Source organism: Marinobacter azerbaijanicus (genome assembly GCF_030250645.1).
GTDB classification, from domain to species: domain Bacteria; phylum Pseudomonadota; class Gammaproteobacteria; order Pseudomonadales; family Oleiphilaceae; genus Marinobacter; species Marinobacter azerbaijanicus.
The window spans coordinates 1-14145 of the sequence record NZ_JASSVS010000005.1; the positions used below are offsets into that span (position 1 = coordinate 1).

Annotated in this window: 16 protein-coding genes; 8 read left to right on the plus strand and 8 right to left on the minus strand. The window is 57.4% G+C overall.

Going from position 1 to position 14145, the window contains the following annotated elements; translation table 11 throughout:
• Positions 1-642: 642 nt before the first annotated feature.
• The 5 genes from QPM17_RS10940 to QPM17_RS10960 all read right to left on the minus strand — a co-directional run bounded on the left by QPM17_RS10940 (position 643) and on the right by QPM17_RS10960 (position 5020).
• Positions 643-1494 (minus strand): nucleotidyl transferase AbiEii/AbiGii toxin family protein, encoded by an 852-nt coding sequence (locus QPM17_RS10940; RefSeq protein ID WP_285390765.1) that lies wholly within the window; start codon positions 1492-1494, stop codon positions 643-645.
• Positions 1460-2515, minus strand: coding sequence for a type IV toxin-antitoxin system AbiEi family antitoxin (locus QPM17_RS10945; RefSeq protein WP_285390766.1), 1056 nt, complete (start codon positions 2513-2515; stop codon positions 1460-1462). Before QPM17_RS10945 ends, QPM17_RS10940 begins: the two co-directional genes overlap by 35 nt.
• Before the next feature lie 298 nt (positions 2516-2813).
• Positions 2814-3629, minus strand: a complete 816-nt coding sequence (locus QPM17_RS10950) for a DODA-type extradiol aromatic ring-opening family dioxygenase (protein ID WP_285390767.1) — start codon at positions 3627-3629, stop codon at positions 2814-2816.
• 17 nt (positions 3630-3646) lie between these two features.
• Positions 3647-4594 (minus strand): glutathione S-transferase family protein, encoded by a 948-nt coding sequence (locus QPM17_RS10955; protein ID WP_285390768.1) that lies wholly within the window; start codon positions 4592-4594, stop codon positions 3647-3649.
• Between the two features lie 3 nt (positions 4595-4597).
• Positions 4598-5020 carry a DoxX family protein gene (locus tag QPM17_RS10960; RefSeq protein WP_422732761.1) on the minus strand — a complete coding sequence of 141 codons (423 nt, stop codon included), beginning with the start codon at positions 5018-5020 and terminating at the stop codon, positions 4598-4600.
• Between the two features lie 179 nt (positions 5021-5199).
• On the opposite strand from QPM17_RS10960, the gene QPM17_RS10965 reads away from it, so the two are divergent.
• Entirely contained in the window at positions 5200-6108 is a 909-nt protein-coding gene (locus tag QPM17_RS10965; protein WP_285390770.1) for a LysR family transcriptional regulator, read from the plus strand.
• Positions 6109-6134: 26 nt separating this feature from the next.
• Here QPM17_RS10965 and QPM17_RS10970 read toward each other — a convergent pair whose 3' ends face one another.
• From QPM17_RS10970 to QPM17_RS10980, 3 genes are all read right to left on the minus strand, one after another.
• Positions 6135-6344 (minus strand): DUF3565 domain-containing protein, encoded by a 210-nt coding sequence (locus tag QPM17_RS10970; protein WP_285390771.1) that lies wholly within the window; start codon positions 6342-6344, stop codon positions 6135-6137.
• A gap of 61 nt (positions 6345-6405) precedes the next feature.
• A complete protein-coding gene (locus QPM17_RS10975; RefSeq protein ID WP_285390772.1) occupies positions 6406-7551 on the minus strand; it encodes a putative sulfate/molybdate transporter in 1146 nt (381 codons plus the stop codon).
• Positions 7552-7585: 34 nt separating this feature from the next.
• Positions 7586-8470: a helix-turn-helix transcriptional regulator gene (locus QPM17_RS10980; protein ID WP_285390773.1), complete on the minus strand. Its 885-nt coding sequence runs from the start codon at positions 8468-8470 to the stop codon at positions 7586-7588.
• Positions 8471-8584: 114 nt separating this feature from the next.
• Here QPM17_RS10980 and QPM17_RS10985 point away from each other — a divergent pair, with 114 nt between their 5' ends.
• The 7 genes from QPM17_RS10985 to QPM17_RS11015 all read left to right on the plus strand — a co-directional run bounded on the left by QPM17_RS10985 (position 8585) and on the right by QPM17_RS11015 (position 14144).
• Positions 8585-9289 carry an ABC transporter permease gene (locus tag QPM17_RS10985; RefSeq protein ID WP_285390774.1) on the plus strand — a complete coding sequence of 235 codons (705 nt, stop codon included), beginning with the start codon at positions 8585-8587 and terminating at the stop codon, positions 9287-9289.
• Positions 9286-10029: an ATP-binding cassette domain-containing protein gene (locus QPM17_RS10990; RefSeq protein ID WP_285390775.1), complete on the plus strand. Its 744-nt coding sequence runs from the start codon at positions 9286-9288 to the stop codon at positions 10027-10029. Before QPM17_RS10985 ends, QPM17_RS10990 begins: the two co-directional genes overlap by 4 nt.
• 32 nt (positions 10030-10061) lie before the next feature.
• On the plus strand, positions 10062-10868 hold the full coding sequence (locus QPM17_RS10995) for an ABC transporter substrate-binding protein (RefSeq protein ID WP_285390776.1): 807 nt from the start codon (positions 10062-10064) through the stop codon (positions 10866-10868).
• Between the two features lie 65 nt (positions 10869-10933).
• Positions 10934-11803, plus strand: coding sequence for a formate dehydrogenase accessory sulfurtransferase FdhD (locus tag QPM17_RS11000; protein WP_285390777.1), 870 nt, complete (start codon positions 10934-10936; stop codon positions 11801-11803).
• Positions 11796-12383, plus strand: a complete 588-nt coding sequence (mobA, locus tag QPM17_RS11005) for a molybdenum cofactor guanylyltransferase MobA (RefSeq protein ID WP_285390778.1) — start codon at positions 11796-11798, stop codon at positions 12381-12383. Before QPM17_RS11000 ends, mobA begins: the two co-directional genes overlap by 8 nt.
• Positions 12380-12913, plus strand: coding sequence for a molybdopterin-guanine dinucleotide biosynthesis protein B (mobB, locus tag QPM17_RS11010; RefSeq protein ID WP_285390779.1), 534 nt, complete (start codon positions 12380-12382; stop codon positions 12911-12913). Before mobA ends, mobB begins: the two co-directional genes overlap by 4 nt.
• Entirely contained in the window at positions 12897-14144 is a 1248-nt protein-coding gene (locus tag QPM17_RS11015) for a molybdopterin-binding protein (RefSeq protein ID WP_285390780.1), read from the plus strand. Before mobB ends, QPM17_RS11015 begins: the two co-directional genes overlap by 17 nt.
• Position 14145 lies beyond the last annotated feature (1 nt).

Consider the following 14145-nt stretch of genomic DNA (forward strand, 5'->3'; position numbering starts at 1 on the left):
ATGGCTGTTCACGTTGAACCAGAATAGGTGTTCACGTTCGTCCGGAATGGGTGTTCATGATGGGCCGGAATATGCACCAGACAACCCTGTGCCCATAATCGGCTTTAATTGTGCAACTATTGGTTTATAAAGGGTTTTTCAGAAGAGCCCTCGCAACAACTAACTGCTTGAACCGCCTCGTATTACGCCAATCAACACCGTGTTAAAACAGCCCAGATAAGTGCCCTCCGGAGGCAGAGGTCTCAGGTTCGAATCCTGACGGGCGGGCCATATTCCATAGAAGAGCCCACCTCGCGTGGGCTTTTTTATGGAATATTGGTTGCCCGTCGGCTTTGGTGAGAACCTGCGTTCGACAAACTGCGCTAGCAGTTTGGGCGCCGCAGCAAAGCGAAGGCGGGGCGAAGCCCCGAGCAACGCGCACAAAGCGTTGCGAGTCCATCCTGACCTTTCAGGCAATTGCCGAATTTGGCTTTACCTTGAGCCTCTCCCACTAAGTACTGAATAAACTCTACGGGCGGGCAATTATTTTCAAATGGCTCGCGTAAAAACGCAGGCCTTTTAAATAATCCGTAGTTCTTTTCCGAGGGCGTCAGGCACTATTTCCAACCACTCTTGCAGGTGGCTGCGCTCAGAGATTTTGAGTCAATTCCATACATCCGTTACCTCTGAAGCGAAAAGTCCACCAATCAATGCTGAAAAGATATCTGTGGTGGCATTGCCACAGGCATTGCCCGAGTCCCTCACCAGATTGGCCACCAAATCGTCATCCAGCAAGCATTGTAAAAACGCCATTGTTGATTCGCTGGCAATATTTGCAATCTCAGCACCGAGCACGTGAGTTCCTGCCAGCCTCGTGTCCCAGCCATGCGTCTCAAGGACTGCTGCATGCTGTTCGTAAAACCGTTCCATTTGCCCTGGGATGTTCTCGTAATTCGATGCCAGGTAGGCGATATCCGCAGCGTCTTTACGCCTTGTTTGGGCATCCCTTTCTGACCATGCAACCAATTTTAAAAGGGTTAATCCTTGAGGGCTTGCAACAGGTAGCTCCAATTTTGGCTCTTTGTTTACCGTCAACCAGTCAGCATTATCCAGTGCATCCTGAAAACCGACCACGCTCATCTGCACATCCCCAGAAGGCGGCCATGCAATGGTTGAGTTGTCACTTTCAACAGAGCCAAAAGGAAGAATATCAATTGGTGCACCGTGCGGGCCGTGCAAACGATGAGGAAAATTGGTTTTGGTGTAGCCTTCGTGAACCAAGCTGTCTCGAATGCTCTCAAAGCTGGCCCAATCTGGAACCTGCACGGCAAGGTCAATATCCAGTGTTGCTCTTTGGATGGGAGCGCCGTAGGCGTGGTGCATCACCAAATCGCGTGCTGACGCGCCGACAATGATAAATGGCACTCTTTGATCCGAGGCAACACGATTGATGGCTTCGTAGGTATTTAACTGGAGCGGATCAATCTTCCTGGAATCGATCTCTAATCTTGCCATAAAGCCGCTCCGCTGCTTCCAGATTTCGAGGGTCTCCGCTCGCAAGCAGATCTGCATATACAAGAATGTCTGGCGCGACACAGGAATTCTGATACAGGTTATCTGGATCGTAGCGCCAGAACTTCTCGTAAATCTGCAATGTCTCGGACGAATTGACAGTGTTCTCAGGGCTTTTTCGCAGCCTGTGTTCCATCACCAGGTTTTTGAGATTTTGCCGTGGGAGGTAGAGGATGCCTTGTGCTGGAGACAGGTAATTGTCCAATAAAGACGCGCCAACTTCTCCACCCCAGCATCCACCGAAGGCCTCCGGTTTAATTTCCTTCCAGGGCATGTCAGATTTCGCCTGAAACAATCCCATGTCCAGCTCTGGCAGCAATTTTTCCGGGTAAGTCTCAACCCAGCGATCAAGCAACTCCATTGGCGATTCAAGCGACCTTGAGCCTTTTTTCCCATGCTCTCGGACATAGCCCTTGTCTTTCAGGTCGTTCAGAACCCAGCCAATTGCTCCGAGGGAAACATCGCTGGCTTCGGCCATTTTTCGATAGGTTTCTCCAACGAGGTTTGGTTCTATCAGAAAACTGAAGATCAGTTTTAGACCTGATGCGTTGAAGGCTCTGGATATTTTCCGCGGCGAAGTATGGGGAGATGAAGTGCGATTACCTTTTACAAAGACGAAGAAGGTCTTCTGATTCAGGTAGGCATTGCCAGCAGTATCAATGAACTGTACACCAGCATCTCGCAAACGGTCTGCCATATTAGGATTCACGTAGTCAGCAACAAGCAATGCAGGCGAAGGCATTCTTCGAAGCTGAGCAGCAATAGAGCCCACGTTCGACTGCTGCACCCATCGCTTGAACTCGACACTATACTCAACCCCCGTAGAGCCCAACTCGAGAATAGAGCCCTCTGTGTAAGGCATCAGCTCACTCGCGTCACGTTTGTACAGCTCTAAGCCCGTTTCATTATGGAATGCGAGCATGGCCTGATTCAAAAGTTCTCTTTCATTGATTGGTGTTTTCATAGACGCTCCACATCATTGTTCACAAAATAGCACTGTTCATTATTAATGAACAAGAACTTTTGGTGAACATAGATGCAAAGCAGATCTTGCTCGCCCTGTTTCCCAGCCAAACCTCTGCCTTTGCCCATAAATGCAGTGGTTCAATGATTCTGGACACCAACGTAGGTGGTAAGATTGCCACCATAAACGAGGTCTCTGATGACCAGAAAACGACGTTCCTTTACTCCTGAGTTTCTGCCCTATCTCCTCGGCTGTCTTTAATACCTGAAAGCTTATGGAAGTTTGTGCCTTCGGCGGGTTAATCCTGCCCTTCAGCTCTCCAGTAAAACATCCCCGATGTTTTCCCAAGAATGGTTGCCGATATATGCGTGTCACTGGCCCTGTTCGCGAGCCCGTAGCATACATGCAACGGCAGAAGGTGTTCTTCCCGCGGGTGGCAGAAGCGGGCGTGGGGTGCCTGATCCCAGTGAACCAGGCGCTCAGCCCGCTCCGATTCCTTCAGGTTGGTATCGGTGCACGTTTCTTCCAGCCAGTCCTCAAACGCCTGGTTTCGAGCCTGAATCTCCGCCGTGTCTGTCGCGAAAAACGCCTGCATGTTGTGGAACGAAAAACCGGAGCCGATCACCAGCAGGTTGTCGTAGTCCAATGACTGCAAGGCACGCCCAATCGCGAGGTGGGTGCTGGCATCCAGACTGTTGACCAGGGACAGCTGAACGCACGGAATGTCCGCATCCGGATACATCAGTTTGAGCGGCACGAACAGGCCGTGATCAAAGCCCCTTTGCTCATCAAGTCGCGCCGGGATCTCGGCATGCTCCAACGCCTGGCAAACCTGCTTTGCCAGCACCGGCTCACCCGGGCAGGGATACTCTATGGTGTAGGCCTCCGGCGGAAATCCGTAGTAATCGTAGATCAGCTGCGGGTTGGCGCCCGAGGTGACCGTCGGTACTGGTTCCTCCCAGTGGGCGCTGACAACCAGTATCGCCGAGGGCTTTCGAAGCCTGTCGGCAAGCTCCGTGAGACGCTCCACCATTTCACGGTGGCCGGGATCTCCCAGTAGCGGCATTGGCCCGCCGCCATGGGAAATGAACAGCACATCGGTTTCTGTGTTCATGGCGGTTGCTCCTGTGTTCAGAGTTCACCAGGCCCTGCCGGCACAATACCGGTCGGGTTCAGCGCCTTGATGGAGTAATAACCGGCTTTGATGTGATCAAGGTTGACCGTATTGGCAATGCCGTCAAGCGCCAGAATCCGGTGCATGTAGGCGTGCAGGCGCGGCATCGCTCGAAGGGTATTGCGGTTGCACCTGAACAGGCCGTGGTAGGCGGCGTCAAAACGCACCAGGGTCACGAACAGACGTATATCGGTTTCCGTCAGTTGATCACCAAACAGGTACACTCGTCCATCCGCCAGCCGGGACTCCATTTCATCCAGGGCGGCAAACACCCTGTCGTAGGCTTCATTGTAGGCCTGCTGGCTGGAAGCAAAGCCGGCCTGGTACACGCCGTTGTTCAGGTTCGTGTACAGATATTCGTTGAGTCTGTCGATATCCCCTGCCAACTCTTCCGGATACAGATCCGGGCCCTCGTCCACAATCTCTGCAAAGGCATTGTTCAACATCCGCAGAATATCCGCAGATTCGTTATTGACGATGGTGCCGGTGTGTTTGTCCCAGAGCACCGGCACGGTGGCGCGACCGGAGATTTGTGGATCGGCACGGGTATACAGCTCGTGCATATAGCGCGCACCGTTGAGTGTATCCTCCTCCGCGCCGGGGTAGCCGCCAAACTGCCAGCCCTGGTCAGTCAGCCTGGGGTTAACGACGGTAACACCTATCAGGTCCGTGAGGCCTTTTAGTTGCCGGGCCATCAGTGCCCGCGAGGCCCAGGGGCAGATGTACGCCACGTACAGATGATAACGCCCCTTCTCTGCCTTAAAACCACCCACTCCGGTGGGTCCCGGCGCACCATCGGGCGTGATCCAGTTGCGAAAGGGAGAGGCCTGGCGAATAAATCGCCCCGCCTCATCTTTCGCCTGTACCGGCTGCCAGTTGTCTTTCCAGACACCATTTACCAGCATGGTTCAGCCCTCTTTCTGAAACAGATTATCCACTGCAAACCGGCCCGCGCCCTGAATCGCCAGTGCCAAAGAGACCACAAACAGGGTCAGGGCATACTCGTAACCATTGTTGGACATAAACAGACCGTTACCGATGTGAACGGAAAATATGGCCACCAGCATGGTAACGGCCGCAACCAGCGCCGCAGGACGTGTCAGCAGGCCAAGTACCAGTGCCAGACCACCAAAGAACTCGGCGCCGCCGGCCAGTAACGCCATCAGATAGCCGGGCTCCAGGCCGATGCTCGTCAGCCACTGCCCGGTGCCTTCCAGTCCGTAGCCGCCGAACCAGCCAAAGAGTTTCTGTGCACCGTGGGCCGCCAGAATCAGCCCGACCGGTACCCGCAGAATCAGGGCAGCAAAACCACCAGTGGACTGGAACAGCATCTGTGTAATTCTTGAGTTCATGATAGTCACCTCGAATCTTACTCGTTTGGGTTTATCCCGAAGCCTGCGCCTCAGGTGATGGACCTACTGTACTATCACCAAACCAATAGACTAATATGGCTAATGTTGTTTTATTATCAACGTACCATTGATAGTAACCTCGGATACAGGACCAACCAATGGACCGAATCGATGCCATGCGCGCCTTCGTGACAGTGGTGAACGAAGGGACTTTCACCCGCGCCGCAGACCGGCTTGGCCTGTCGCCACAGCTGGTCAGCAAATACGTTTCCCAGCTGGAACAACACCTGGCCGTACGCCTGCTCAACCGCACCACCCGCAGAATTCACCTGACCGAAGCCGGCACCCGCTATCATCAGCGTGCCCAGCAGGTTCTCAACGACATCGACGACATGGAGAACCAGCTCGACGACCTGCAAGCCCAAGCCCAGGGACTGCTACGAGTAAGCGCCCCCGTCTCTTTTGCCATTCGCCACATGGCGCCCCTGCTGAGTGAATTCCAGCAAGCCCACCCGGCCGTCGGCATTGATCTGCAACTGAACGACCGCAAAGTGGATATCGTGGAAGAGGGATTCGATATCGCGCTGCGGATCGGCCACCTCAAAAGCTCCTCACTGATCGCAAAACGACTCGCCCCGGTGAGACTGGTTCTGTGCGCATCGCCGGCCTACCTTGAGCAATACGGCACGCCAGAACGCCCGGAAGAGCTCAGCGACCATCGCTACCTGCGTTACAGTTATATGGACATGGACGCCGGCCACGCGCTTCAGAAATGGCTGCAAGGCAGTGATCGCAAAGACACCGGGGAGATGGTCAGCAACAACGGCGACGTGCTGATAGAAGCGGCGATTGCGGGAGCCGGAATCGCCCTGCAGCCGACCTTCATTGCGGGGGCAGCGATCAGGGAAGGAAAACTGAAGGTTATCCTGCCAGAGCATGAACCAGAGCCCATGGCACTTTATGCGGTGTATGCCCACCGACAATTGCTGGCCAGCAAGGTTCGTAGTTTTATCGACTTTATCGACGGTTTTTTCGGCGAACCGCCCTACTGGGACCGGTTTGAATAACAAACTCCAACGGCAACGCAAGTGAATCACGGCGGGTTATCCGGCGGAGCACCCTCTTCACATTTCCTGCAATCGAGCTCAAACCCCAGCATGGACTTTCTGCCCTCCGCCGAGATGACCCAAGGTCGGTTCACCCAGGGCGGCGTATGGCGCACATGTTGATTGTGGCCACATGCCAGCTGAGCGACCCAGTGATTTTCTTCGTCTTTATGATAGCCAGTGATGGGTTGTTTCATAAGCTCCGGTGGAATTGAAATTCCGGTGAACAGACAGGGATGTGGTTACAAGAAATGTCGCCTAGGCGTCTGTAGCATCTTCGGACGCCACTCCCCTTCCCCGCACCCAGGCAGCCCGAAAGGTCTCAGAAGCCACCCCCGCCAGCAGCCCGAAAAACGGGTCGACCCAGACGGTCACCAGTGCGGTTGCGGCAATGACAGGCCAGCACGATGGTTTGGCGGTCCACAGGCGCTTCGAGAGGGCGAGCTCGACGGCTGCCACGAACAACAGGGCCCCGAGACCGGCCATCGGGATTGCCGCAATCATTGAAAGGCCACCGGGAATAAAGGCGACCAGGAGCAAGCCTGTCCCAAGCAGGACAGGCGCCAGGCCGGTCCGGGCGCCGAACCGGTGGTGCGCGGCCACACCACCCGCTCCGTGGCACATGGGCAATGCACCGAGGGGGACCAAAAAGAGATTGGCCAGGCCCGTGGACACTGACAACCGGGCAGGCGTGACACGGTGTGATTGCTCGCCGAAGTAATCCCCAACCACCAATGCAGTCAGAACGATGGCGTTGGTCAAGGTCAGGGCCAGTTGGGGCAAAACCATCGTGGAAACCGCTTGTTGCCAGTCGTCGATACCTGGTAACTCAGGGAATGAAAATATCACTGAATCAGCGACAGGAAGCATCATTCCCGGCGCCTCCAGCAAAATACCGAGTGCGACAGCGATAATCAGCCCGATCAACGCCGCCGGCCAATTCGGCAACAACTTCAGGGTAATACCCAGTATCGCCAACGTCACTACGCCCAGGGGCAAGGAGGTGTCCATCAAACCGAGACTCATATTCGCCAGCATCAGTCCCAGGCCCAACTGAAGCCCGCTTAACACCGATCGCGGTATAAGACGGGCTGTCCCGTTTATCCAACCGGTCACGCCCAATACCAGCAGTATCACCCCGATCAGCACGCCACTGGCGACCAGGCTCTGGGAACTCACCTGAGTAGTCAGCAACAACGCAGCAACCGCTTTCATGGGCTGCACCGGCACCGGCAGACGGTAATAGAGCCCGGTTGCGATGTAGAACACGGCAAATCCCAGGAGGACCGGTATCGGGGCCAGGCCCGCCAGCCCGATAGCCCCCAGACCCAGCGGGATCAGGGTACCAAGGTCACCCAGTGCTCCACTGGCATCCCGCACCAGATTTTTCTGTACTGAAGGCATGATTAATCCGCCTGTTTGTTGTTATTGTCGCTGTTCAAGCGTTGTAGACGACTTTCCCCAATTCACTGATGTCATAACCGCCAAGCGCCTCGGCGCGCTGGACGAAACGATCACTACCGGCAAACGCCAGCAGCCGCTGCATGGCCGGCTCAAAGTAGTGACGCCGGCGCATGGCCAGATCAAAATGCTCCTGTTGCAGCGGAATAAAAGCCAGGCCCTGGCGCCGCGCTGCAGCTTCGATCCCGACACCGATATCTGCTTCGCCCTGACGAATAGCCAAAGCAAGATCGTCCTCACTGAGAGACGGGTGAGCCGCCCATGCAAGATGCCTGGCGTCGATACGGTGGCGAGCAAGCAGACCCTGCAACAGATGGCTGACGCCGGCATCAGGCTGGCGATGAGCAATACGTATGCCGGGGCTCGCGATGTCCTCAAGTCGTATAATCTGATGAGGGTTATCGGCGGCCAGAAGCAGCCCCTGCTGGCGTTTTGCCCACCGAATCAGCACCAGGTCGCGCATCCCGCTCAACCCTAGCGTAGCAGGATCATTATAGCGCTGGGTTTCCGAGTGCCAGATATGCATCCCGGCGAGCATCGCGCGCCCGTCGACCAATCTTTGCACACCATCGCCGCTGCCCTGACACAGCAAAGCCAGCTCTGCGTTGCTCTCCTTCACTGCCCATTCCAGCAGCGGATCCTGGCTGCCCGCGAGAACCGGCGGAATCGGCGAGCTGACGGCGTCATCGCCCTCCAGATGGTTCATCAACCACAGGTCAATACGCTGGCGGGGAAACAATAGCTTTCCCGTTACCCGCACACAGGGAATAACGCCCTGGCTGACCAGATCATAGACCTTGCGCTCTTTAAGACGCAGATACTCGGCAGCTTCGGCCGTGGTCAGGTAAGCAGGAAGGGGCATCGATCTCTCCTGTGCGGGGAAAGCACATGACTGTTTCTGGCTGCATATATTTCAGCATGCTGTGCAAAGCGTAGTCAGAAACGCCACGATGCTCAATATAAAGGAGGCGCAGTCGTGGAAAAAAATAATAATGCGTTTGATGTGGCGCTGTCGCTACTGTTGAATCTCGACGCTTCGCTCTTTCAGATCGTGGCGCTGTCGCTGCAGGTTTCGATTCTCGCGGTACTGATCGCGGCTGTGCTGGGGTTTCCCCTGGGTGCGGCAGTAGCGCTATGGCGCTTCCCGGGGCGCGGCGCGATGATTGTCCTGCTCAATGCCCTGATGGGGCTGCCACCGGTAGTGGCCGGGCTGATGGTGTATCTACTGCTCTCGCGCGCCGGACCACTGGGTGAGTGGGGCCTGCTGTTTACGCCGGGTGCCATGGTCATAGCGCAGGTGGTGCTGGTGTTGCCGATTCTGGCCGCACTCTCGCGCCAGAAGGTAGAGGAACTTCTGGGTGAATACCGCGAGCAGTTTATTTCCCTGGGCATGTCACGCCCACGAATGATGCCCACCCTGTTATGGGATGCCCGCTTTGCGCTATTGACCATTCTGCTCGCCGGGTTCGGCCGCGCCAGCGCCGAAGTGGGCGCAGTGATGATGGTTGGCGGCAATATTGAGGGTGTTACGCGGGTAATGACCACCTCCATTGTCCTGGAAACCGGCAAGGGCAACCTGCCCCTGGCGCTGGGGCTGGGCATTGTGCTGCTCTTCCTGGTCATGCTGATCAATGCAGGCGCCTACTTGCTGGGCGAACTGACCAGGAGGCGGACCGGATGAGCTCGTTTAACGTTCCTCTACTCGCGTCGTCCACCCTGGTGCCTCCACCGGCGCTGTGCTTTGATGACGTCGCTTTCAGCCACGAGGACAAGGTACTTCTCGGGCCATGCTCATTCAACCTGGATTGCACCGGCCCTACCCTGGTGATGGGCCCCAACGGGGCTGGCAAGAGCCTTCTTTTGCGACTGGCTCACGGCCTGCTCTCGCCCACTCAGGGGCGGGTGGCCTGGTCAGGTCATAAGCGCCCCCGACAGGCAATGGTATTCCAGCAACCGGTGCTTCTGCGTCGCTCGGCCGTGGCCAACCTCACTCACGCGCTGGCAGTGAATAACGTCCCGCGCAGGACACGTGTGAAGCTCGCGTACGATGCGCTTGAGCGTTTTGGGCTCACCGCCTGTAGCAACACGCCGGCGCGCGTACTCTCCGGCGGTGAACAGCAGCGCCTGGCACTGGCGCGCGCCTGGGTGCTTTCTCCGCAGGTGCTGTTTCTGGACGAACCCACCTCCGCCCTCGACCCGGCAGCAATTAAAGCCGTAGAGGCTGCGGTGCGTGAATTCCATCAGCGGGGAACCCGAATCGTAATGACCACTCACGATCTGCATCAGGCCAGACGCCTCGCCGGAGATGTCCTGTTTGTCTCTGGCGGGAAAGTCCGCGAACACACCCCCGCTGAAGCTTTTTTTGACGCGCCCGCCTCGCGAGAGGCGCAGGCCTATATTGCTGGAGAACTGGTCGAGTAAGTCAGCTCTGGACACGACAGGGGACAAACAAAATGAAAAAGATGTTAAGCCTGTTACTCGCCGGTGTGACCAGCATGGGCCTGGCGTTCAACACTTTCGCCGAAGAGTACATCACCCTGGCCTCGACAACCTCGACCGAAAACTCGGGATTATTCGACGCAATTGTACCGAAGTTTGAAGACGCCACCGGCATCAAAGTGCGGGTGGTGGCCGTAGGCACCGGCCAGGCATTTGAAATCGCCCGCCGTGGCGACGCCGACAGTCTTCTGGTGCACGATACCAGCGGCGAGCAACGTTTTATCGAGAATGGTCACGCCAGCGAACGGGCCGATGTCATGTACAACGACTTCGTGTTGATTGGCCCTGCCGATGATCCCGCCAGGATCAGTGGAACGCAAAGCGCCACCGAGGCATTCGCGGCTATCGCCGATGCCGAGGCAACCTTCACGTCACGCGGTGATGACAGCGGCACCAACCGGGCCGAGCTGCGCCTCTGGCAAAACGCCGGCGTCGACCCTGACGGCGACTGGTACCGTGAGCTGGGCAGCGGCATGGGGCCAACGCTCAACACCGCCGCCGCCATGGATGCCTACGTCATGTCGGATCGCGCCACCTGGGTGGCATTTGGAAATCGCCAGAACCTAACGCTGCTTTTCGAGGGCGACGACGTACTGTTCAACCAGTACGGCAGCCTGCTGCTCTCCGAAGACAAGCATCCGCACCTCAAGCACGGTCTGGCCAGGCAGTGGCACAACTGGCTGATATCCGATGATGGCCAGCAAGCGATTGCCGAATTCAGGGTGAAAGGACAACAACTATTTTTCCCGAATGCCAAATAGGCTAATCTCTGACAATCTCCGTAAACATTCCATTCTGCGGCGTCCCTGAAACGGCTATAACAAAAATGATGATTGATCCACTGCTTCCCGATCCCCAAGATCCCCGACTGTCCCGCGCTGTTGAGGGCGTTGATGAACACGGTCAGTCGAAGTCGATCAGCGTTATCGAAGAGCGCCCCCTGACCATCTACCTGAACAGTCAGGAGATTGTCACGGCAATGACCATCGGCGATCACCCGAAATATCTGGCGCTCGGCTTCCTCCTGAACCAGGGAATGCTGAAAGAGACCGACCAGGTCACCGGGATTGATTACGACGAAGAGCTGGAAGTCGTCGTTGTCCGCACCTCAGGTGTCACCAATGTAGAGGACAAGCTGGAAAAGAAAACCCGCACTTCCGGATGCGCCGTGGGCACGGTGTTTGGTGACATGATGGCCGGACTCGACGGATTACAGTTGCCGGACACACCGGTGCACACCAGTACCTTTTACGACCTTTCCTATCAAATCAATCACACCCCCAGCCTGTATATGGAAACCGGCGCCATTCATGGCACTGCCCTGTGCCAGGGGCTCCAGGTTCTGGCCTACATGGAAGATGTCGGGCGCCATAACGCCGTCGACAAGATTGCCGGCTGGATGCACCTGAATAACATCCCCGCAGCTGACAAAGTCCTCTACACCACGGGCCGCCTGACCTCCGAAATGGTCATCAAAACATCCCTGATGGGCATCCCGACTCTGATCAGCCGGTCGGGCTTTACCGCCTGGGGCGTCGATATTGCCCGACAGGTCGGGTTGACGCTGATCGGACGGATGCGAGGCAAGAAATTCACCTGCCTCAGCGGTCAGCACCGGCTGGTGTTCGATCAGGACCTGTCGCAGGTTCCTGATGAAGAAAAGAAAATGCGTCGGAAAGGGGCAGAGCATGAGTGAGTGTGCCGTCATTCTGGCGGGCGGCCAGGCAAACCGTATGGGCGGCGGTGATAAAGGGCGACTGATGCTGGGCGACCGATCGCTGATCCAGCGAGTCATTGAGCGGATCACGCCGCAGGTGGATGCCGTGGTGCTGAATGCCAATGGGGATCTGAGTCGTTTTGATGATCTGGGTTTGCCCGTGGTGGCCGACTCTGTTCCCGGCTATGCGGGCCCGCTGGCTGGCGTTCTGGCGGGCATGGACTGGGCGGCTGAGCAGGGCCATGAGTGGCTGATCAGTGTTGCCGCCGATACGCCGTCATTCCCGCTGGACCTGGCAGAACGCCTGGCCGAAAAGGATACACCGGTGGTGCTGGCCGCCACACCGGACCCGGAACGCGGGAGACTGCCGCAACCGACTTTTGGCCGCTGGCAGGTGGCGTTGCGGCATGAGCTGCGGGCCGCTCTGAACGAAGGCGTACGCAAGATTCGCCAGTGGACGCAGGCTCAGGGTGAGGCGCTGGTGGTTTTTGCAGAGGACGACTTTTTCAACATCAATACACCGGAAGACCTGGCCTGGGCGGAGAAACACCTGAAGTGAACGTCTTAGGCATTGTGGGCTGGAAAAACTCCGGAAAAACCACGCTGGCCGCGGCTCTGATTCGCGAACTGTCCGCCAGGGGATTAACGGTTAACTCCATCAAGCATGCCCACCACACGGTGGATGTGGACCAGCCCGGCACCGACAGTTACAAACACCGGGATGCCGGCGCCCGGGAAGTCCTGCTCGCCGGGGGGCAGCGTTTCGCCATCATGCATGAGCTGCGCGGCGCCAATGAGCCAACGCTGGATGAATTACTGGCCCGTCTGGGGCCCTGCGACTGGGTCGTGGTTGAGGGCTTCAAAACCCATTCACACCCCAAGATCGAAGTGCACCGAAAGGAGAGCTCGCGCGCGCCCCTTTATCCGGAGGACGCGAACATTATTGCAGTAGCGGCAGACTATGCTGCCGATTTTTCGGGGCCTGTTTTCGATGTAAACGACGTTCCCGGAATCGCCGACTTTATTCTGAGCCCAGACAATCATGAACGATACAAACAGCAACGGGATAGCAATGAAACCGCTTCGTAACGACTGCTTTGCCCTGCCACCCGGGGTCAACTGGACGCCGGTGGACGAAGCCCTGGAGCGGTTACGCTCACGCCTGCACCCGGTGGTGGGCGTAGAGCGCGCGGTTCCGCTGTCACAGGTGAATGGCCGAATACTGGCAAGCGACGTTTGCGCACCTCGCGCCCACCCCCCCAGCAACAATTCCGCGGTGGATGGTTATGCTCTCGCGGGACCAATAACCGATGTGCCCTGCGCCCTGCCCCTGATTGATGGCCGGAGTGCCGCCGGGGAACCGTACACCGGCCAGGTCCCCGAAGGACATGCTATCCGCATTCTGACAGGCGCAGTCATACCGGCCGGCACCGATACAGTGGTCCTGGAGGAAGACTGTGAGGTCAAGGACGGGCAGCTGCATCTGAACGGCACGCTGAAAGCGGGCGCTAACGCACGCAAGGCCGGTGAGGACATCCAGGCACAGGAGCGGATACTCACAGCCGCCACCCGCCTGACCCCCACCCAGATTTCCGTCCTGGCCAGTGTCGGCGTCGACTCGGTCGATGTGTTTAAGCGGCTTCGCGTCGGTGTCCTGTCCACCGGTGACGAAGTGAAGCCTGTCGGGTCAGCGGTCACCGATTGGCAGATTTACGATGCCAACCGTCCCATGCTGAGCGCTATGGTCACGCAGCTTGGCTATCAGCTGGTGGACCTGGGCCATGTACTGGACCGGGCCGAGGACGTGAAGGAAGCCCTGGAGCGTGGCGCTGAGCAATGCGACCTGATCCTGACCAGTGGCGGCGTTTCCGCAGGGGACGAGGATCATGTGTCGAAAACCCTCAAAGCCCATGGCGAGATAAGCAACTGGCGCATCGCGATAAAACCGGGCCGGCCGCTCGCGCTGGCCATGTTCCAGGGGACGCCCGTGGTGGGCTTGCCGGGAAATCCGGTTGCCGCCTGGGTCTGCGCACTGCGTTTTGGCGCGCCGGCGATGGCGCTACTGGCAGGGGGGGAATGGTTCGAACCCCGGGGCTATGTCATGCCCGCCAGCTTCTCCAAAAACAAGAAGCCGGGGCGCAGCGAGATGTTGCGGGCGCGGGTCCGTGACGGGCAGGTTGAGGTATTCAGCTCGGAAGGCTCGGGCCGGGTGACCGGCCTGGCCTGGTCCGAAGGTCTGGTGGAGCTGGACGAGAGCGCCCGGCAGATCGAGCCGGGGACGCCCGTGCGGTTTATCCCCTACAGCAGCTTCGGGCTCTGAT

Excerpts from the sequence above, each read along its gene's own strand:
- QPM17_RS10970 (WP_285390771.1), bottom strand. The coding sequence starts at position 6,344 with ATGAAACAACCCATCACTGGCTATCATAAAGACGAAGAAAATCACTGG.
- QPM17_RS10995 (WP_285390776.1), top strand. The coding sequence starts at position 10,062 with ATGAAAAAGATGTTAAGCCTGTTACTCGCCGGTGTGACCAGCATGGGC.
- QPM17_RS10945 (WP_285390766.1), bottom strand. The coding sequence starts at position 2,515 with ATGAAAACACCAATCAATGAAAGAGAACTTTTGAATCAGGCCATGCTC.
- QPM17_RS10940 (WP_285390765.1), bottom strand. The coding sequence starts at position 1,494 with ATGGCAAGATTAGAGATCGATTCCAGGAAGATTGATCCGCTCCAGTTA.
- QPM17_RS10955 (WP_285390768.1), bottom strand. The coding sequence starts at position 4,594 with ATGCTGGTAAATGGTGTCTGGAAAGACAACTGGCAGCCGGTACAGGCG.
- QPM17_RS10950 (WP_285390767.1), bottom strand. The coding sequence starts at position 3,629 with ATGAACACAGAAACCGATGTGCTGTTCATTTCCCATGGCGGCGGGCCA.
- QPM17_RS10960 (WP_422732761.1), bottom strand. The coding sequence starts at position 5,020 with ATGCTGTTCCAGTCCACTGGTGGTTTTGCTGCCCTGATTCTGCGGGTA.
- mobA (WP_285390778.1), top strand. The coding sequence starts at position 11,796 with ATGAGTGAGTGTGCCGTCATTCTGGCGGGCGGCCAGGCAAACCGTATG.
- QPM17_RS10965 (WP_285390770.1), top strand. The coding sequence starts at position 5,200 with ATGGACCGAATCGATGCCATGCGCGCCTTCGTGACAGTGGTGAACGAA.
- QPM17_RS11000 (WP_285390777.1), top strand. The coding sequence starts at position 10,934 with ATGATGATTGATCCACTGCTTCCCGATCCCCAAGATCCCCGACTGTCC.
- QPM17_RS10980 (WP_285390773.1), bottom strand. The coding sequence starts at position 8,470 with ATGCCCCTTCCTGCTTACCTGACCACGGCCGAAGCTGCCGAGTATCTG.
- QPM17_RS10990 (WP_285390775.1), top strand. The coding sequence starts at position 9,286 with ATGAGCTCGTTTAACGTTCCTCTACTCGCGTCGTCCACCCTGGTGCCT.
- QPM17_RS11015 (WP_285390780.1), top strand. The coding sequence starts at position 12,897 with ATGAAACCGCTTCGTAACGACTGCTTTGCCCTGCCACCCGGGGTCAAC.
- QPM17_RS10975 (WP_285390772.1), bottom strand. The coding sequence starts at position 7,551 with ATGCCTTCAGTACAGAAAAATCTGGTGCGGGATGCCAGTGGAGCACTG.